Annotated in this window: 17 protein-coding genes; 8 read left to right on the plus strand and 9 right to left on the minus strand. The window is 63.7% G+C overall.

From position 1 onward, the window contains the following. Positions 1-164: 164 nt before the first annotated feature. A complete protein-coding gene (gene ylqF / locus ACLHZ1_RS14940) occupies positions 165-1,115 on the minus strand; it encodes a ribosome biogenesis GTPase YlqF (protein ID WP_427262720.1) in 951 nt (316 codons plus the stop codon). A gap of 243 nt (positions 1,116-1,358) precedes the next feature. Here ylqF and ACLHZ1_RS14945 point away from each other — a divergent pair, with 243 nt between their 5' ends. The 5 genes from ACLHZ1_RS14945 (at position 1,359) to rnk (ending at position 6,393) form a co-directional block, all read left to right on the plus strand. Continuing rightward, positions 1,359-2,768 carry an alkaline phosphatase gene (locus tag ACLHZ1_RS14945; RefSeq protein ID WP_427262721.1) on the plus strand — a complete coding sequence of 470 codons (1,410 nt, stop codon included), beginning with the start codon at positions 1,359-1,361 and terminating at the stop codon, positions 2,766-2,768. Positions 2,769-2,780: 12 nt separating this feature from the next. Beyond that, positions 2,781-4,166: an alkaline phosphatase gene (locus ACLHZ1_RS14950; RefSeq protein WP_427262722.1), complete on the plus strand. Its 1,386-nt coding sequence runs from the start codon at positions 2,781-2,783 to the stop codon at positions 4,164-4,166. Positions 4,167-4,262: 96 nt separating this feature from the next. Further along, positions 4,263-5,000, plus strand: coding sequence for a hypothetical protein (locus ACLHZ1_RS14955; RefSeq protein ID WP_427262723.1), 738 nt, complete (start codon positions 4,263-4,265; stop codon positions 4,998-5,000). A gap of 60 nt (positions 5,001-5,060) precedes the next feature. After that, on the plus strand, positions 5,061-5,783 hold the full coding sequence (locus ACLHZ1_RS14960) for a substrate-binding periplasmic protein (RefSeq protein WP_427262724.1): 723 nt from the start codon (positions 5,061-5,063) through the stop codon (positions 5,781-5,783). A 214-nt stretch (positions 5,784-5,997) separates the two neighbouring features. After that, complete coding sequence (gene rnk / locus ACLHZ1_RS14965; RefSeq protein ID WP_427262725.1) at positions 5,998-6,393, plus strand: nucleoside diphosphate kinase regulator; 396 nt, start codon at positions 5,998-6,000, stop codon at positions 6,391-6,393. A 46-nt stretch (positions 6,394-6,439) separates the two neighbouring features. Here rnk and ACLHZ1_RS14970 read toward each other — a convergent pair whose 3' ends face one another. Further along, positions 6,440-7,606, minus strand: a complete 1,167-nt coding sequence (locus tag ACLHZ1_RS14970; RefSeq protein WP_427262726.1) for a GGDEF domain-containing protein — start codon at positions 7,604-7,606, stop codon at positions 6,440-6,442. A gap of 478 nt (positions 7,607-8,084) precedes the next feature. On the opposite strand from ACLHZ1_RS14970, the gene ACLHZ1_RS14975 reads away from it, so the two are divergent. The 3 genes from ACLHZ1_RS14975 (at position 8,085) to ACLHZ1_RS14985 (ending at position 10,747) form a co-directional block, all read left to right on the plus strand. Next, positions 8,085-8,882, plus strand: a complete 798-nt coding sequence (locus ACLHZ1_RS14975; protein ID WP_427262727.1) for a transporter substrate-binding domain-containing protein — start codon at positions 8,085-8,087, stop codon at positions 8,880-8,882. A gap of 71 nt (positions 8,883-8,953) precedes the next feature. Next, positions 8,954-9,925 (plus strand): amino acid ABC transporter permease, encoded by a 972-nt coding sequence (locus ACLHZ1_RS14980; protein ID WP_427262728.1) that lies wholly within the window; start codon positions 8,954-8,956, stop codon positions 9,923-9,925. 78 nt (positions 9,926-10,003) lie between these two features. Further along, a complete protein-coding gene (locus ACLHZ1_RS14985; RefSeq protein WP_427262748.1) occupies positions 10,004-10,747 on the plus strand; it encodes an amino acid ABC transporter ATP-binding protein in 744 nt (247 codons plus the stop codon). A 100-nt stretch (positions 10,748-10,847) separates the two neighbouring features. Here the strand turns inward: ACLHZ1_RS14985 and ACLHZ1_RS14990 are convergent, their stop codons facing one another. From ACLHZ1_RS14990 to pstB, 7 genes are all read right to left on the minus strand, one after another. Further along, positions 10,848-12,266, minus strand: a complete 1,419-nt coding sequence (locus ACLHZ1_RS14990; RefSeq protein WP_427262729.1) for a basic amino acid/polyamine antiporter — start codon at positions 12,264-12,266, stop codon at positions 10,848-10,850. Between the two features lie 9 nt (positions 12,267-12,275). Further along, positions 12,276-13,178: a homocysteine S-methyltransferase family protein gene (locus ACLHZ1_RS14995; protein ID WP_427262730.1), complete on the minus strand. Its 903-nt coding sequence runs from the start codon at positions 13,176-13,178 to the stop codon at positions 12,276-12,278. A gap of 284 nt (positions 13,179-13,462) precedes the next feature. Continuing rightward, positions 13,463-14,008: a hypothetical protein gene (locus ACLHZ1_RS15000; RefSeq protein ID WP_427262731.1), complete on the minus strand. Its 546-nt coding sequence runs from the start codon at positions 14,006-14,008 to the stop codon at positions 13,463-13,465. Positions 14,009-14,027: 19 nt separating this feature from the next. Continuing rightward, positions 14,028-14,150, minus strand: coding sequence for a hypothetical protein (locus ACLHZ1_RS15005; RefSeq protein WP_427262751.1), 123 nt, complete (start codon positions 14,148-14,150; stop codon positions 14,028-14,030). 28 nt (positions 14,151-14,178) lie between these two features. Then, positions 14,179-15,501 carry a hemolysin family protein gene (locus tag ACLHZ1_RS15010; RefSeq protein ID WP_427262732.1) on the minus strand — a complete coding sequence of 441 codons (1,323 nt, stop codon included), beginning with the start codon at positions 15,499-15,501 and terminating at the stop codon, positions 14,179-14,181. Positions 15,502-15,690: 189 nt separating this feature from the next. Continuing rightward, on the minus strand, positions 15,691-16,401 hold the full coding sequence (phoU, locus tag ACLHZ1_RS15015; RefSeq protein ID WP_408794656.1) for a phosphate signaling complex protein PhoU: 711 nt from the start codon (positions 16,399-16,401) through the stop codon (positions 15,691-15,693). A gap of 72 nt (positions 16,402-16,473) precedes the next feature. Then, entirely contained in the window at positions 16,474-17,292 is an 819-nt protein-coding gene (gene pstB / locus ACLHZ1_RS15020; RefSeq protein WP_408794653.1) for a phosphate ABC transporter ATP-binding protein PstB, read from the minus strand. Positions 17,293-17,748: the final 456 nt, after the last annotated feature.

A 17,748-nucleotide genomic window follows, 5' to 3' on the forward strand; every position in this document is an offset into this window, starting at 1 on the left:
CCGTGGGGAGAGTCAAAATGCGAGCGCATCATGCCACCGCCAAAGCCATTGTCAATCGGCGCTGAACGAACGGCTGCCAGGTGTTGCCCCGGCCCGGCCATTGGCGCCATAACAGAAGAGGCGACCCCGGGGCCGCCTCTTCGTGTTACCTGGCACAGACTCGGCTATTTCTGCCGCTTCTTGGCGTACTTGCGACGGGCCCGCGCCTGGCGCTCCTCTTCCCGCTCGGCCTTCTCCCTGGCCTTCTGCTCCGCCTCCTCTGCCGCCAGTATGATCTCCTCGCTCACCATCTCCGGGGTCTCCAGGGTGATGCGGCCAAGCAGGCCTGAGCGGAACTCGTTCACCAGGATCTCCGAGGCCTTGTGCAGATCCGCGAGGCCCCCCTTGCGCACGAAGGCGCGCTGGCGGGCGATGAGCTCCAGCAGCTCGATCTCGGTCTCGGGCAGATCGCTGATCTGGTAGCGGGCCTTGATCCGCTCCGGGTAGGCCTTGATGAAGTAATCGGCGGCGAACATGGCGATGTCGGCGTAGTCGAAGACGGTGTCCTTGATGGCCGCGGTGATGGCCAGCCGGTAGCCGCAGGAGGGGGGGTTGAGCTTGGGCCAGAGGAAGCCCGGGGTATCGGTCAGGATGACGTTGTTGTCGAGCTTGATCCGCTGCTGGGACTTGGTCACCCCCGCCTCGTTGCCGGTCCGGGCTATGGTGCGCCCCGCCAGTGTGTTGATCAGGGTCGACTTGCCCACGTTGGGGATGCCCATGATCATGGCGCGCACCCCGCGCAGCTCGAAGTTGCGCTCCGGCAGCATCTGGTGGCACAGGGTCAGCAGGCTCTTGATCTCGTCGGGCTGCTGCTGGGTCAGAGGCAGGGCCTTGATCCCCTTCTCCTGCTCCATGTGGGCCACCCAGCGCGCCGTGATCTCGGGATCGGCGAGATCCGCCTTGTTGAGCACCTTGATGACGGGGGTGTCACCCCGCAATTCCGGCACCAGAGGGTTCTCGCTGGAGAAGGGGATCCGGGCATCGAGCATCTCTATGATGACATCGACCTGGGGCATGACCTCGGCGATCTCTTTGCGGGCCTTGTGCATGTGACCGGGAAACCAGTTAATCGACATTCTCTCTCACCTTCTCTGCTCGGAACGGGGCGCATTTTACCTGCTTTTCCCCACATTGACAGACTCTTGTCTCCCCGGGGGTCACTCTCCCTCCCACCTGGGCCCCCTGGCACGGCACCACTATATTAACCACATGATTGATAACCGGATTTACCACCGGTTTAACACTAGTGTCATCTGAGTTCATTCAAACCGTCATCTGGACTCCTTAGCCTTCACCACGGTTTTACAAGGAGCGAACCCATGAAAAAAATGACGGGAATGGCACTCATGATCAGTGCCGCCCTGGCCGCCGGCTGCCATTCCAGCAACGACGACAACAGCAGCAGTGACAAGGGCGAGGCCAACACCCGCGCCAGGAACGTGATCTTCTTCCTCGGCGATGGCATGGGGATCAACACCCTGACCACCGCCCGCATCTACGGGGTGGGTGAGGAGGGAGATCTCACCATGGACACATTGCCGGAGACGGCGTTTATCAAGACCTTCTCCCACGATGCCCAGGTCACGGATTCGGCCCCCTCCATGGCGGCCTACATGACGGGGGTCAAGAGCAACAACGGCGTCATCAGCATGGATGGCGAGGCGACCCAGCAGGATGACTGCAGCCAGAGTGGCGGCAAGCCGGTCACCACCCTGCTCGAGCTGGCCAAGGCCGATGGCCGCGGCACCGGCGTGGTCACCAGCACCCGCATCACCCATGCCACCCCGGCCGCCACCTATGCCCATCTCTGCAACCGGGATCTGGAAGCGGACATCGCGGTGCAACTGGTGCCGGGCGGCGCCGGCTACAACCCGGCCCTCAAGGATGGCATCGACGTGGTGCTCGGCGGCGGCAGCAGCTTCTTTCAACCCACCGCCGACCAGGGCAAGCGGGAGGACGGCCGCAACCTCATCGAGGAGATGAAGGGCCAGGGCTACCAGTTCGCCAGCACCCTGGGCGAGTTGCAGGGAGCCGAGGCCGGCAAGCCGCTGCTGGGTCTGTTTGGCGCCAGCCACATGAAGTACGAACTCGACAGGCCCGCCAGCGAGCCCTCCCTCACCGACATGACCCTGGCCGCCATCAAGCAGCTCAAGGACAAGGAGAAGGGGTACTTCCTGATGGTGGAAGGGGGCCGCATCGACCACGCCCTGCACGACACCAACGCCAAGCGCGCCCTGCAAGACACCCTGGCGTTCGACGACGCCATCAAGGCGGCCATCCTTGAGGTGAAAAAGAGCGACCCCGAGCTGAAAAACACCCTGATAGTGGTCACCGCCGACCATGACCATACGCTGGTGCTCAACGGCTACGCCAAGCGCACCGGCAAGACCACGGACGGCAACCCCGGGGTGCTTGGGCTGGCGAAGAACTATGTCAGCGGCGACAACCTGCTCGACAGCGACGGCATGCCCTACACCATCATCGGCTTTGGTAACGGCTACAACCGGGTCGATGGCTCCCGGGCGAGCGTGGCGCCGCTCGACGATGCCACCGTCTCCGCCGACGACTACCACCAGGAGGTGGTGGTCAAGGTAGGTGAACTCGGCAGCGAGACCCATGGCGGCACCGATGTGTTCCTCGGCGCCATCGGTCAGGGGGCGGATGGCTTCCATGGCTCCCTCGATAACACCGCCGTGTTTGGCAAGATCAAGGCTGCGGCCCAGCTCTAAGGAATGGCACCCATGAATACTCGATTCAAGACCTCCCAAATCTGCTCCGCCCTGGCCCTGGCCACCCTGAGCCTGGCCACCCAGGCCCAGGCCAGCGACGCCAAGAACGTCATCCTCTTTATCGGTGACGGCATGGGCCCCAGCGTGCTCACCGCCACCCGCCTCTACAAGGTGGGGGAAGAGGGCAATCTGGCGATGATGTCCCTGCCCCGCACGGCCCGCATCAAGACCTTCTCAAACGATGCCCAGACCACGGACTCAGCCCCCTCCATGGCGGCCTACACCACGGGCATCAAGATGAACAACGAGGTGATCGCCATGAGCAGCGACACCCAGGCTGTGGCGCCCGGCAAGGACGCCAACGGCAACAAGGGCATCAACAACTGCAGCGCCGACAACGGCACCCCTGTGCCCACCCTGCTCGAGCTGGCCAAGGGGGCGGGCAAGTCGGTCGGCGCCGTCACCACCACGGAGCTGACCCACGCCACCCCGGCGGCCACCTATGCCCACATCTGCCACCGGGATGCAGCCTACGCCATCGCGGCCCAGGCGGTGCCGGGCGGCGCCGGCTTCAACAGCGCGCTGGGAGACGGGGTGGACGTGTTGCTGGGTGGGGGGGCCAACCACTGGACCCCTTACGACAGCACCAGCAACAAGGGGGGCCGGGCCGATGGCCGGGATCTCACCGCCGAGCTCGGTGCCCGGGGCTATCAGTACGTCACCACCCGAAGCGATCTCGCCAAGATAGAGAGCGGCAAGGTGCTGGGTCTGTTCAGCGCCAAGTCCCACCTCGATTACGAGCTGGACCGGGTCGCCAAGGGGGCGGCCAATACCCAGCCGTCCCTGTCCGAGATGACCGCCAAGGCCATCGACCTGCTCAGCCAGAACGGCCAGGGTTATTTCCTCATGGTGGAAGGGGGGCGCATCGACCACGCCCTGCACGGCACCAACGCCAAGCGGGCCCTCACCGATGCGGTTGCCCTGGACGACGCGGTCAAGACGGCCCTGGGCAAGGTCGATTTGAACGAGACCCTGATCGTGGTCACCGCCGACCATGACCACACCATGACCATCAACGGTTATGCCGCCAAGGGCAATCCGGTGCTGGATCTGGTGAAAAATGGCGACGGCTCGACCCAGACCGACGTGGATGGCAAGCCCTTCACCACGCTAGTGTTCGGCAATGGTCCGAACCGGGCCGATGTGCGCCCCACCCTCACCAGCGGGGAAGTGATGGCCGATGACTACCTACAGGAGACCGGCATCAAGCTCGGCTCCGAGACCCATGGCGGCGGCGATGTGATGCTGTTTGCCGATGGCGCCGGCAGCAGCCGCTTCAAGGGGACCCTGGATAACACCCGGGTATTTGGCAAGATAAGAGAGGCCCTGGGCCTCTGATAGCGTCCCCAGGGAGAGGGCCCCGGGCCGGGGCCCTCTCCTTTCTCTATATTCCTTGCCGGGCGAGCCCGGCAGACCAGCCCAGACAGAGACCCCATGAGAGAGACTCCCCTTCCCCTGCCCCCCCGGATAGACGGGCCCCATACCCGGGCCCCCGCCGGCCTCCTGTTCACCCTGCTGGGCCTTGCCCTGCTCTGCTCCCCCCGGGCCCTTGCGGCCGAGGTACCGGATCTCGCCGCCCGCATCCAGTATGAGGATCGCAGCACGGGCGCCGACGGTGTGGTGCGCGAGAGCCGCTGGCAGGAGCGCTGGCAGCGCCGTGGCGATCACATCTGGAGCGAGCGGCTCATCCCGCTGCCCATTGCCCGCGCCTATCACCTGCGCCACGACAGCCAGCCCGGCCACAAGCACTTCACCCACCAGATGGCGGCCCGCTGGATCAGCCTGGCCCCCGGGGATCTGCAACTGCGCTACGCCGACCGCTACCACAACCAGCTGGTGAGCGTGCCCCCCGAGGAGTATGGCCAGGTCGCCTTCACCCCCAACCCGGTCAAGGTGCGCTTCCTCATCGATCCCGCGCTGCTGGCCGCCATGGCCCCCCTCGATGACGAGGCGCCAGCGGGGGCGCGTTGGTATGCACACCAGAGCCCCCATGAGCGCACCCGCATCCTCTGGTCCGAGCGTCTGCAGGTGCCCCTGAGCGTGGAGTCCGGCTCCCTGGACGGCTATCGCAGCTATCGCATGACCCTCACCCCCACCCGGCTCGCGGCCAGGGCCCCCTGGCTCGATCTTGCCAACTATCAGCAGCGGGACATTCGCGACTTCTTTGACTGAGCAGGCCCGGCGGCGGCGAAAATGATACACTTGATGCCTTCGCCACCCAGATGAAGCGCCATGCCCCTGATCCTGTGCCTGCTGTTCGCCCTGCCCAGCCCCTTCGCCCTGGCCGTCACCCTGCTGGCGGCCGAGGTGCCCCCCTATGTGATCCGCGCCCAGCAGGGGGCGCCGACCGGCATGGCGGTGGAGGTGGTCGAAGAGGCAGCCCGTCGGCTGCACGAACCCCTCACCATAGAGCTCATGCCCTTCGCCCGCGCCCTCATGGAGGCCCAGCACAGACCCGGGGTCTTGTTGCTGCCCCCGGTGCGCAGCCCGGATCGCGAGGCACGCTTGCAATGGATAGCCCCCCTGCTCGAGGAGTCCTTCGTGCTCGCCGGCGATCGGCGTCATCGCGGCGAGCCGCTCACCCTGGCCGAGGCGCAGCGGCTCAAGATAGGCGTACTGCGCCACTCCCTGAGCCACAGCCTGCTGCAGGCCCGGGGCATGCCTGAGCTGGAGACCGTCGGCACCGAGCGCGGCAACGCCGACAAGCTGGCGCGGGGGCGGATCCAGGCCTGGGCCGCCGCCTGGAATACCATGCGCTACGCCCAGCAGGAGGCCGGCCTCCCCCTCGCCCGCCTGGTCAAGGGGGAGACCCTGACCAGGGCGCCGCTCTACCTGGCCGCCAACCTGGATTTTCCCGCCGGGGAGGCGGCGCGCTGGCGCCAGGCCCTGGCCGAGATGGCGGCGGACGGCAGCCTGGATCGCATCCTGCTGCAATACGACTACCAGGCCCCCTGAGTCCGGGCCGGTGATTGCCAAGCCATGGCAGAATGGTTATGGTATCCCCATGAAAACCAATCTGATTTTCCCCATTCTGCTCACACCCAACTGAGCCCCCGCCCGCGTCTCGTCCCGAGCCGCCCGGGGGCCGCACGCAGCTGTATACTTTTTACTCGCCATTCAACCCGGCCCCCTGTGGCCCCGTTCATCCCATTGCATGAGGATCTATGCCATGACAGCACCCCATCTCATCATCTCCAGCCTGGATCTGGACCGTATTGAACCCCTGTTGGGCCACTCACCCCAGCACAAGGCCCTGCAGGAGGAGCTGGATCGCGCCGAGATCCGCGAGCCCGCCGACATGCCGCCGGACGTGGTCACCATGAACAGCACGGTGCGCTTCAAGATGCAAAACAGCGATGCCCCCTTCTGCCTCACCCTGGTCTATCCCAAGGATGTGCAAGGGGATGAGTCCAGGATCTCGGTGCTGGCCCCCGTGGGCAGCGCCCTGCTGGGGCTCAAGGTGGGGGACAGCATCAACTGGCCGGGCCCGGCCGGTCGCACCATCGCCGTCGAAATCCTGGAGGTGGTCTATCAGCCCGAGCGCGCGGGCGAGCTGCACCGCTGACGCAGCCACGACCCGGATCGCCCGGGTCACGGGCCGCCGCGCCGCATCAAGCGGCGCTCACCGGCGGGGACGACTCCCGGGTCTCTTGCCAGACACAGACCCGGTTCTTTCCCTCCCGCTTGGCGCGATAGAGGGCCCCGTCGGCCCGGTGCAGTGCCTGCTCCAGTCCCTCACCGGGCCAGAGCCAGTCCAGCCCCATGCTGATGGTGATGCGGATCCCCTCCACCTCCAGGGCCGCTATCTCCCGGCGCAGCTGCTCGCACCGCTCATGGGCCTGCCCCTGCTGCCAGTTGGCCAGCAAGACGAACTCCTCGCCACCAACGCGTCCCACCAGCAGATCCGGCTGGCCCTTCAGGTGGCGCCCCACCTCCCTGAGCACCCTGTCCCCCATCTCATGGCCGAAGCTGTCATTGACCTGCTTGAAGTCATCGAGATCGACCATGGCCAGCAAGACGGGCCCCTTGCCGAGCAAGGGGGCCAGGTGGTGATGCAGCCCGCGCCGATTGTAGACCCCGGTCAGGGGATCCTGGGTAGCCAGCTGGCGCAGGGCCAGGGCCCGGTACTGGGTACAGAGCAGCAGCACCCCGAAGGTGGAGAGGTAGTTGCCCATCAGCATGGAGAGAAAGGGCAGCACATTGACCAGGTGCTGATCCATCAGCACCCGTACCTCGCCGCCCAGCAGGGCCCCCATCCGCACCAGGTTGAAGCCGTAGAGCAGTATGTTGACCACGGTAAACACCAGCACGGCGGGCAGGTAGGCCGGATAGCCGTGCCGCCAGACGAGAAAGACGATCACCGCCCCCAGCACCATGTAGCTCAGACAGGCCAGCAGCACCCGGGGTGCCATCTCGTCATTGAACATGACGCTCCAGCAGAGCAGCAGCAGGTAGATCAGCATGAAGAGGACGAAGGCGCGCCAGTTCGGGGAGACCCCGAAGAAACGCTGCAAGGCCAGCGGCATCAGCGCGATGCAGAGGGTGATGAGCAGGTTGGCCAGCCAGATCCCCGCGATATGGGGGGTGAACGCCTGCAGGAAGAACAGCGACTGGGCCGCCAGGGCGCACAGACTGGACCACCACCAGAACCCGAGACCGGGGATCTCCCTGTGGGTGGTCCAGATGATGGAGAGGGTGATGAAGCCCAGGCTGTAGCCCCCGAGGGCCATCAGCATCAGGGTGAATACATCCAGATTGAGCAGTATTGAGGTGTCCATACCCGAGCCTTGCAATGGGGATGGCTGAGTATATGGGAAGGCCATGACAAGACACAGAGGGAGCCTTGTGGCGTGCTGAAATAGTTCCCCGGCCCGACCACCACCTGCCTCCCTTCACCAGTACCACCGCCAATAAGTTTCGATTGAAGCCAGATTATCGTCGCCGGGGACAGCAAAATGCCCGCCAAATATTTTTGCACTTGAACCCACGCCATTAGATAGATATGTTGTTTTCTTGTGGTTTTATGAGCCAGGCTGCGAGGCAAAAGTCCCACTAACTTATTGAGTCTTCTGGCACAATCAACTTTTGGTACATTTTTCACTCAGGCTGTCATTCATAGAATCTCATATGGGGCTTTCGCCCCGACCAAGACAATAATCCTGTCTTGCCTGCTGCCGGATGCAGCAGTCTCTTGTGCCATGGAGTCGCACGGGAGCAGGTTCAAGGCCGAACACACTTACGACAGAGACGTCACCCATGATAAAAAAATTGATCCTTTCCACCCTGCTGGCCTGCGGGCTGGCCAACGCGGCCCCCACTGCCGCCCCCTCCACCCTGGATGCCATCCTGGATCGCGGCGTGCTGCGGGTCGGCTTCGATGCCGGCTATCAACCCTTCGAGATGACCAACAAGCAGGGCAAATACATCGGCTTCGATGTGGATCTCGCCAAGATGGTCGCCAAGGAGATGGGGGTGAAGGTGGAGTTCGTCAACACCGCCTGGGATGGCATCATCCCCGCCCTGCTCACCGACAAGTTCGATGTCATCATGGGCGGCATGACGGTCACCCCCCAGCGCAACCTGCGGGTCAACTTCGCCGATCCCTACATCGTCGTCGGCCAGACCATAGTGCTGCGCAAGGAGCTGGCGGGTGCCATCAAGTCCTATCAAGATCTGAACGATCCCAAGTTCAAGATCGCGGTCAAGCTCGGCACCACGGGCGAGCAGGCCGTCAAGCGCATGATCCCCAAGGCCACCCTGCTGCAGTATGAGACCCAGGACGACGCCAAGCTGGAAGTGGTCAACGGCAAGGTCGATGCCTTCATCTATGACCTGCCCTACAACGCCATCTTCGCCTCCGAGAACAAGGCAGCCGTGGTGCACCTGGCCAGCCCCTTCACCTTCGAACCCCTGGCCTGGGCCATCCGCAAGGGGGATCAGGACACCCTCAACTGGATGAACAACTACCTGCGCCAGATCAAGGGCGACGGCAGCTACGATCGCCTCTATCAGAAGTGGTTCGAGTCCAACGACTGGTTGAAACAGCTCAAGTAAACCTCCCGAGGGCGCGGCCAGACCGCGCCCCTCACGCAGACCCCACACAATAATGAAAGAGGTTGTCGACTGTGCTCAATCCGAGACCCATCAAGCAGATGGAAAAACAGCCCAGCTCACTACTCTGGCACGGCGTTTTCGTGCTGATGCTGCTGCTCGCCGTATTCGGCATCTACAAGGCCGTGCAATCGGTCGATTACACCTGGCGCTGGGAGCGCATCCCCCAGTACATCGTCTATCAGGCCCAGCAACACAACTACGCCGAGTTTGACGGCACCGTCGTGGCCGAAAATGACGCCCTGGTGCTGCAAGACGATCTGGACGCCACCCATCGCCAAGCCATCGCCGCCAGCGATACCAACCTGAGCGAAGGGGACACCGTCTTTCGCGGCGACGTGCTCGACACCCAGCTGAAGTGGACCCCGGGCCCCATCGCCTTCGGTATCTGGGTCACCATCAAGCTCTCCCTGGTGGCCGGGGTGTTCGCCATCCTGCTCGGCACCCTGGCGGGCCTGGCCCGCCTCTCCCCCAACCCGGCCCTGCGCAATCTGGCCGGCTGCTATGTGGAACTGATCCGCGGCACCCCGCTGCTGGTGCAGATCTTCATCGTCTACTTCTTCATCGGCACAGTGCTGAATCTGGACAGATTCACCGCCGGGGTGGCGGCGCTGGCCGTCTTCACCGGTGCCTACGTGGCCGAAATCGTGCGCGCCGGCATCGACTCCATCCACAAGGGGCAGATGGAGGCAGGCCGCAGCCTGGGTCTCACCTCGGCCCAGACCATGCGCTACATCATACTGCCCCAGGCCTTCAAGCGGGTCTTGCCGCCCCTGGCCGGCCAGTTCATCAACCTCATCAAGGACTCCTCCCTGGTCTCGGTCATCTCCATCACCGACCTCACCAAGGCGGGACGGGAGGTGGTCAGCTCCACCTTCAGCCCGTTCGAGGTCTGGTTCACCGTGGCCCTGCTCTATCTGGTGCTGACTGGCACTCTCTCCTTCCTGGTGCGCCGTCTCGAGGTGAAATATGCACGCAGCAACTAAGCAACCCCTGGCCATCACGGCCAGTCACATGACTTGTCACATGAAACGCACAGACACGGGGAGCGCCACGGCATGACGATGCGCAACAAGGCCAATCCCATCATCAAGGCGACCGGGGTCGAGAAGTTCTACGGCACCCAGGTGCACGCCCTCAAGCACGTCAGCACCCAGGTGGCCGAAGGGGAAGTGGTGGTGATCGTGGGGCCGAGCGGCTCGGGCAAATCCACCTTCCTGCGCACCCTCAACCAGCTCGAGACCATCAACGACGGTCATATCGAGGTCGATGGCATCAGCCTCACCGAACCAGGCGACGTCAACAAGCTGCGGGAAGAGGTGGGCATGGTGTTCCAGTCCTTCAACCTCTTCCCCCACCTCAGCGTGCTGGACAACATCTCCCTCGCCCCCCAGAAGGTGCGCGGCCTGCCCCGCCAGGAGGCCGAGGAGCGGGCCAAGGCCCTGCTGCTGAAAGTGGGTCTTTCGGACAAGGCGCACAGCTACCCCTCCCAGCTCTCCGGTGGCCAGCAGCAACGGGTGGCCATTGCCCGGGCGCTCGCCATGCAGCCGCGCATCATGCTGTTTGACGAGCCCACCAGTGCCCTGGATCCCGAGATGGTGGGCGAGGTGCTGGACGTCATGAAGGGGCTGGCCAAAGAAGGCATGACCATGGTGGTGGTGACCCACGAGATGGGCTTTGCCCGGGAAGTGGCGGACAGGGTGCTGTTCATGGAGCGCGGCGAGCTGCTGGTGGATGACAGGCCCGCCGACTTCTTCGACAACCCCGCCTCCCCCCGTCTGCGTCAGTTCCTGAGCCAGGTGCTCTAGCGCAACGAGGCCCATCGGATAGCGACAAAGGGGAGCCATTACGGCTCCCCTTTCTATTATCCGATGACGTGGGCTGTTATCGCTTGGCGTGGGCCACCCGTCAAATCTGGTGGGTGAAGGACCAGAGCGCCGGCACCAGGGCCAGCAGGGTGACCCCGGCCAGCAACCGTTCGCGCCCGCTGAGCCGCTGCTCGGCGCCGAGCTGGCGACGGCTGTAGAGAAACAGCAGCAGGCCCGGCCCGTAGAGCAACAAGGAGAGCAGCAGGTACTCCACCCCGGCGGCATAGAGCAGCCAGAATCCGTAACCGCTCGACACCAGGGCCACCGCCCGCATCAAGGTGTTGCCCTGCCCGCCCTTGTGCTGCCCGCCGAAGGCAAGCTTGAGCAGGAAGAGGCCGATCAGCAGGTAGGGCACCAGGATCATGGAGGTGGAGATGAGCAGCAGGTTGGTGTAGCCCTTGCCGAGCAGCCACACCAGCAGCAGGCAGCCCTGCACCGTCAGGCTGGTGAGCCAGAGCGACGCGATGGGAGTGCCGTTGCGGTTCTGGCGGCGGAAGATGGCCGGGAAGGCGCCGTGACGGGCCGCGCTGAACGGCACCTCGGCCGAGAACAGGGTCCAGCTCACGTAGGAGGCAAGCACCGACACGATGAGGCCGGCGCTGATGAGCAGCTTGCCCCAGGATCCGGTCATCTGGGCCATCAACCCCGCCATGGAGGGGTTGGGCAGGGCCGCGAGCTCGGGGCGACTCAGGATCCCGAGTGCCAGCACAGAGATGAGCACATAGAGCAGCAGCGCCAGCACCACGCCGAGCACGGTGGCGGTGCCCACGTCCCGCTTGTTTCTCGCCCGGGCCGACAGCACCGCCGCCCCTTCGATACCGGTGAAGACCCAGAGGGTGATGAGCATGGTATTGCGCACCTGATCTGACACCGGTACCGCCAGGGTGCTGCCCTGCTGATCCGCCGCGAAGGTGACAGGATCGAACCAGTAGCAGGCGAACAGGATGAACAGCAGCAGCGGCAGACTCTTGGCCAGGGTCGCCACCAGGTTGAACAGGGCCGCCTGCTGCACGCCGCGGGCCACCAGCAGGTGCACCGCCCAGAGGATGCAGGACTCGCCGATGAAGGCCGCCAGGGTGTTGCCCTCGCCAAACCAGACATTGTCAGGGGTATCGACGAAGCTGCCCAGGGCCGCGAAGGCGATCACCAGATAACCCACCACACCTATGGTGGCGCACAGCCAATAACCCCAGGCACTGAAGAAGCCCACCAGCTCGCCAAAGCCGGCGCGGGCATAGCTGTAGATGCCGCCGTCGAGATCGGGTCTGAGTCGCGACAGGTAGAGGAAGCTCATGGCCAGCGCCAGTATGCCGACCCCGGTCACGCCCCAGCCGATCAGCACGGCGCGGGCACCGGCCACTTCGGCCATGTTCTGGGGCAGGCTGAAGATCCCCGCCCCCACCATGGAGCTGAACACCAGGGCGGTGAGGGACCAGAGCCCTATCTTGCTCTCTTTCATGGGATCTCCTTAACGCAGCCGACTGGCCAGCGCCGCTATGTGTTCTGGGCCTATGCCACAGCAGCCGCCGATGAGGTTGGCCCCGGCCGCGCGCCAGCGTTCGGCCCAGCCCAGATAATCCAGCGGCCCCAGATCGGCGCGGATCTCGTCCAGACCGTCGTTGGCGGTGGCCTCTTTTGGCTGGGGCGGGAAGGCGTTGGCATAGGCGCCGAGGCGAACGTCGCTGTGGCCCTGAGCCTGCAACGCGGCGACGGCTACCTTGAGCGCCCCTTCGATCACCTCGGGCTGACAGCAGTTGAACAGGATGGCGTCCACCCCGGCCGACGCCAGGGCGGCCACCGCATCGGCCACCCGCTCGCCGGAGCGCAGGGTGGGCTCGCTGCCCGGCGCCTCGTCTTCCAGGGTGAAGGAGACCCAGAACGGCTTGCCGTCCTGTGGCAGCAGGGCCTTGAGGGCCAGGGGCTCGGCGATGAGGCTCATGGTCTCCGCCAGCCAGAGATCCACATGGGGGGAGAGGGCCCGGACAAGCGGTGTGGCCAGCTCGTTCACCCTGCCTGGCTCGAACAGGTCGGCACGATAGGAGCCAAACAACGGCGGCAATGAGCCGGCCACCTTGACGGAGCCCCCCTGCTCGTCGGCCACCTCCCGGGCCAGTTGCCCGGCCAGGGCGGCGAGCGCCTCGCCCTCTGCGGCAAAGCGCGCCTCGCCGATATGAAACGGCACCAGGGCATAGCTGTTGGTGGTGATGACCCGGGCACCGCTCGCCGCATAGGCCCTATGCACCTCACGCACCGTCTCTGGCGCCTCCATCAGGGCCAGCGCCGACCACTCGGGCTGACGAAACGGTGCACCACGGCGCGCCAGTTCACGGCCCATGCCGCCATCGAGTACCCACAAATCCTGTTTTTCCATCTCTGTCTCTCTGCGTGTCCCCGTCATGGCGGGTGTTTATTGTGTGGATTGACATTAAGCCATCAAAACATCTAGACGGCTAGAAAGCCAAGACATCATGCCCCAAAGCGCAGAGGGACGCAATCGGGAGCTGCGCACAAGACAGAGGATAAGCGGGCCGAGGGCGGCAAGGGGCGGCTCGCGATGGGGGCGCCTGCGCCATGGTGAGGGCTGGGTCATTGGCCAAAATGACAAGAGGCCACCCCGGGGGGTGACCTCTTGCCTTGCATGGTGAGTTGGCGAACTCAGCGCCCTGCCAGCACCCGCTTGAGCTGCTTGCTCCAATCGGATACTAGGCCCTGGCGCGGCAGCCCCTGCCAGATCCCCTGCCACTGGGCCTGACTCAAGGCGCGGCCGAGACGGCGTTCGACCCCGGCCCTCAGGTAGTCATGGGCCAGCTTGCTGGCTTGGGGGGAGCCGAGGAACTTGGTCACGGGATCGCTCATGCGCACGCCGCGCATGCCGAGCAGGGGGTAATCGGTCTGCACCGCCGCCAGCATGGTCTCACGCATGGCCGACTCTAGGTAGCCACGGGCAAACAGGGCGGTCACCGACTCGAGGGACCCTTGATCCGGGCCATGGTACTCCTCGTCGAAGGTGGGGGTGGGCTGCGCGGCATCGCTCTGCACCACGGCGTCGGGATCCGGTTGCGGCGCCACCACCACGGCAGGCTGGGGCGCGGCCGGCTTGGGCGTCGCCACAGGCTTGCGCGGCGCACTCTGGCTGCAGGCGCCGAGTACCAGGGCGATCGCCACGCAGGCGAGCCCACGGGAATGAGTCTTCATCTTCATGATTGCTAACGAGCTCCTTTTACAATTCCTGAGCGGGCTTCTCGGCCTTGGCAGGCTCCACCCGGGTGACCAGCAGCTGATCGATCTTGTCGCTGTCGATATCCACCACCTCGAACTGGTAACCGGCGTATTTCACCGACACCTGGCTCGCTTGGGGGACTGCTTTTCGATTACAGGGCGGCGTCAGCGGGCTTCTCGGCCTGGGCAGGTTCCACCCGGGTGACCAGCAGCTGATCGATCTTGTAGCTGTCGATGTCGACGACTTCGAACTTGTAACCGGCGTATTTCACCGAGTCGGTTCGCTTGGGGATCTTGCGCAGCATGAACATGATGAAGCCGGCGATGGTCTCGTAGTGCTGGCTCTCCGGGAACTCCTCGATGTCGAAGGCCCGCATCACGTCCGAGATGGGGGTGACCCCGTCCACCAGCCAGGAGCTCTCGTCCCGCTGGACTATCTGCTCTTCCACCACGTGGGTGGCCCACTCCCCCATGACGGTGCTCATCAGATCGTTCATGGTGACTATGCCCACCACCAGGGCGTACTCGTTCATCACCACGGCGAAATCGCCCCTGTGGTTCTTGAAGTACTCCATGGCCTCGTAGAGGTTCAAGGTGTCGGGGATGATGATGACGTTCTGCACCAGGTTGCCGCCGATGAGGTCTATGCTCTGACCGCCGATGACGCGGATCAGCAGCTCTTTGGCATCGACGAAGCCCTTGATGCTGTCGAGGTTGTGGTCGCAGACCAGGAACTTGTTGTGGGGATGTTCGGCAATCTTGGCCTTGATGCTCTCTTCGCTCTCTTGCAGGGTGAAGTAGATGAGGCTCTCGCGCGCCGTCATGGCGGAGGTGACGCCGAGGGATTGCAGCTCGAACACGTTCTCGATGAGCTGATGCTCCTCGCGCTGCAACACGCCGGCGGCCGCCCCCGCATCCATCACCGCATAGATGTCATCCGAGGTGATCTCGTCGTTGCGCACCGTGGAGACCCGCAACAGGCGAAACAGGGCGTTGGCCATGCCGTTGAAGAACCACACCAATGGCATCCACAGCACCACGAACAGCATCATGGGGCGCACCACCACCACGGCGATCCGCTCTGGCATGGTCATGGCCAGGCGCTTGGGCATCAGATCCGCCAGCAGGATGAACATGCCGGTGACGAAGACGAAGGAGGCGATGGAGCTTATCTCACCGAGCCAGGGTCCCTGGTAGATGGCGGCGATCAGCTCCTTGATGGCGGGATTGAGGGCGGATTCGCCCAGGATGCCGCCCAGGATGGCGACGGTATTGAGGCCTATCTGCACCACGGTGAAGAAGTTGCCCGGCTGGGCCTGCAAGGCCAGCACCTTGGCGGCCTGGCGGTTGCCCTCGTCGGCCATCACCTGCAACTTGATCTTGCGGGAGGCGGCGAGGGAGATCTCGGAGAGGGAAAAGAACACGCTGCCGGCAACCAGCAGCAGCAGTAAAAACAGACTATCGGCAAAACTCATGATTGACCTATTGCTACAGCCGCCTTGACACAAGACGGCAAACTGGGCCCGGGAAACCGGACCGTGAGTCCATCCGAGACTCACACAGGGGGCGTATTCTAGCAGAAAAGCGTCCCTTTGGGCGCGCTATCTCAACTTGTCGCTCAATGCAATAAAAAAGGCGCTCAGCGCGCCTTTTTATTCATTTCATCAGGGTTTGCCCAGCAGATCGTTTATTTCGTCCACCTTGGTGTGGCGCACGTCCTTGCCCTTGACGAAGTAGATGATGTACTCGCAGATGTGCTGGCAACGGTCCCCTACCCGCTCGATGGCCCGCGCCGCCCACAGCACGTTGAGTACCTGGGGTATGGTGCGGGGATCTTCCATCATGTAGGTCATCAGCTCGCGGATGATGGACTCGTACTCCCGGTCGACCTTGTCATCTTCCTTGTAGACGGTGATGGCCGCCTCCAGATCCATGCGGGCGAAGGCGTCGAGCACGTCGTGCAGCATCTTGATGGTGCGACGGCCCATGTTTTCAAGCGACACCAGGGGCGGCTGTGGCTTGTTGGCGTTGTCGGTGAGCATGCGGGCTATCTTGTCCGCCACATCGCCGATGCGCTCCAGATCGGTGATGGTCTTGATGATGGCCATCACCAGGCGCAGGTCGGAGGCCGCCGGCTGACGCTTGGCGATGATGCGGGTGCACTCCTCGTCGATGGCCACTTCCATGGCGTTGACCTTGTGGTCGTTGGCCACGATTTTGCGCGCCGCATCCAGGTCCTGGCCATGGATGGCGGCGATGGCGTCGGTCAGCTGCTGCTCCACCAGGCCGCCCATCACCAGCACCTGGTTGCGCACGCTCTCGAGCTCGGCATTGAACTGGCCGGAGATGTGTTTGTTGAGGTTCATATTGTCCATACAAATAATCCTTGTCGGTCCGATTATATCCAGGGAAGGCCGTTGGCCCTCATCCTTGTCGCTGCCAGCGCCTTAGCCGTAGCGGCCCGTGATGTAATCTTCGGTCTTTTTCTTGGCCGGGGTGGTGAAGATGGTGTTGGTATCGGCGTATTCGATGAGCTCGCCCATGTACATGAAGGCGGTCTGATCCGAGACCCGCGCCGCCTGCTGCATGTTGTGGGTGACGATCACCACGGTGAACTGGCTCTTGAGTTCGTTGATCAGCTCCTCGATGGTGAGGGTGGAGATGGGATCCAGCGCCGAGGTAGGCTCATCGAGCAACAGCACTTCCGGCTCGATGGCGATGGCCCGGGCGATCACCAGCCGCTGCTGCTGACCGCCGGAGAGGCCGAACGCATTGTCATGCAGCCGATCCTTCACCTCGTCCCACAGGGCCGCGCCGCGCAAGGAGCGCTCCGCCGCCTCGTCGAGCTGGCGCCTGTCGTTGATCCCCTGCAGGCGCAGGCCGTAGACCACGTTCTCATAGATGGACTTGGGGAAGGGATTCGGGCGCTGGAACACCATGCCGACCCGGCGACGCAGGGCGGAGACATCCACGCTCTTGTCATAGATGTTGTGGCCATGCAGCTGGATTTCTCCCTCGATGCGGCAGATCTCCACCAGATCGTTCATCCGGTTGATGCAGCGCAGCAGGGTGGATTTGCCGCAGCCGGACGGGCCGATGAAGGCGGTCACCTGGCCTTTGGGGATCTTCATGTTGACGTTGAACAGCGCCTGTTTGCTGCCGTAGTACAGGTTGAGATCCTTGACCTCGAGCGCGGTCTGCTCCGGAGTCAGCTTGGTGAGATCCAGGGCCTTGTGCAGGGTCGGAGTCGGCGTCACGTTGATCATCTGTTACCTCTAAATCTTGTCTGGGGTGGCCGGGCGCTTGCCAGCGACCCTCATTCGTTGGTGCAGACAGAGGGCGGCACCCTCTCGGGCCGCCATCTGTCACCTCACTCTTGTCTCTCTGGATAACCGTATCAATGCTCCAGAGAGCGGAACTTCTCGCGCAAGTGGCTGCGAATGCCAGTGATGTCGGTCAGCGTGATGCTGTGCATCTGTTTGCTGTCTCGACATCACGCCAGGGCGCCGCATCAATGCTCCAAGGAGCGGAACTTCTCGCGCACAAATGGCTGCGAATGCCAGTGATGTCGGTCGGCGTGATGCTGTGCATCTGTTTGCTGTCTCGACATCACGCCAGGGCGCCGCATCAATGCTCCAAGGAGCGGAACTTCTCGCGCACACATGGCTGCGAATGCCAGTGATGTCGGTCGGCGTGATGCTGTGCATCTGTTTGCTGTCTCG

Origin of the sequence: Aeromonas sobria (assembly GCF_050266975.1) — a bacterium.
Classification (GTDB): domain Bacteria; phylum Pseudomonadota; class Gammaproteobacteria; order Enterobacterales; family Aeromonadaceae; genus Aeromonas; species Aeromonas sobria_B.

Bases quoted from the DNA above. Each gene is read 5' to 3' on its own strand.
- rnk (WP_427262725.1), top strand. From the start codon at position 5,998: ATGACAGCACCCCATCTCATCATCTCCAGCCTGGATCTGGACCGTATT.
- ACLHZ1_RS14950 (WP_427262722.1), top strand. From the start codon at position 2,781: ATGAATACTCGATTCAAGACCTCCCAAATCTGCTCCGCCCTGGCCCTG.
- ACLHZ1_RS14995 (WP_427262730.1), bottom strand. From the start codon at position 13,178: ATGGAAAAACAGGATTTGTGGGTACTCGATGGCGGCATGGGCCGTGAA.
- ACLHZ1_RS14970 (WP_427262726.1), bottom strand. From the start codon at position 7,606: ATGGACACCTCAATACTGCTCAATCTGGATGTATTCACCCTGATGCTG.
- ACLHZ1_RS15000 (WP_427262731.1), bottom strand. From the start codon at position 14,008: ATGAAGATGAAGACTCATTCCCGTGGGCTCGCCTGCGTGGCGATCGCC.
- ACLHZ1_RS14945 (WP_427262721.1), top strand. From the start codon at position 1,359: ATGAAAAAAATGACGGGAATGGCACTCATGATCAGTGCCGCCCTGGCC.
- ACLHZ1_RS14960 (WP_427262724.1), top strand. From the start codon at position 5,061: ATGCCCCTGATCCTGTGCCTGCTGTTCGCCCTGCCCAGCCCCTTCGCC.
- ACLHZ1_RS14955 (WP_427262723.1), top strand. From the start codon at position 4,263: ATGAGAGAGACTCCCCTTCCCCTGCCCCCCCGGATAGACGGGCCCCAT.
- ACLHZ1_RS15010 (WP_427262732.1), bottom strand. From the start codon at position 15,501: ATGAGTTTTGCCGATAGTCTGTTTTTACTGCTGCTGCTGGTTGCCGGC.
- ACLHZ1_RS14985 (WP_427262748.1), top strand. From the start codon at position 10,004: ATGCGCAACAAGGCCAATCCCATCATCAAGGCGACCGGGGTCGAGAAG.
- phoU (WP_408794656.1), bottom strand. From the start codon at position 16,401: ATGGACAATATGAACCTCAACAAACACATCTCCGGCCAGTTCAATGCC.
- ACLHZ1_RS14975 (WP_427262727.1), top strand. From the start codon at position 8,085: ATGATAAAAAAATTGATCCTTTCCACCCTGCTGGCCTGCGGGCTGGCC.
- pstB (WP_408794653.1), bottom strand. From the start codon at position 17,292: ATGATCAACGTGACGCCGACTCCGACCCTGCACAAGGCCCTGGATCTC.
- ACLHZ1_RS14990 (WP_427262729.1), bottom strand. From the start codon at position 12,266: ATGAAAGAGAGCAAGATAGGGCTCTGGTCCCTCACCGCCCTGGTGTTC.
- ylqF (WP_427262720.1), bottom strand. From the start codon at position 1,115: ATGTCGATTAACTGGTTTCCCGGTCACATGCACAAGGCCCGCAAAGAG.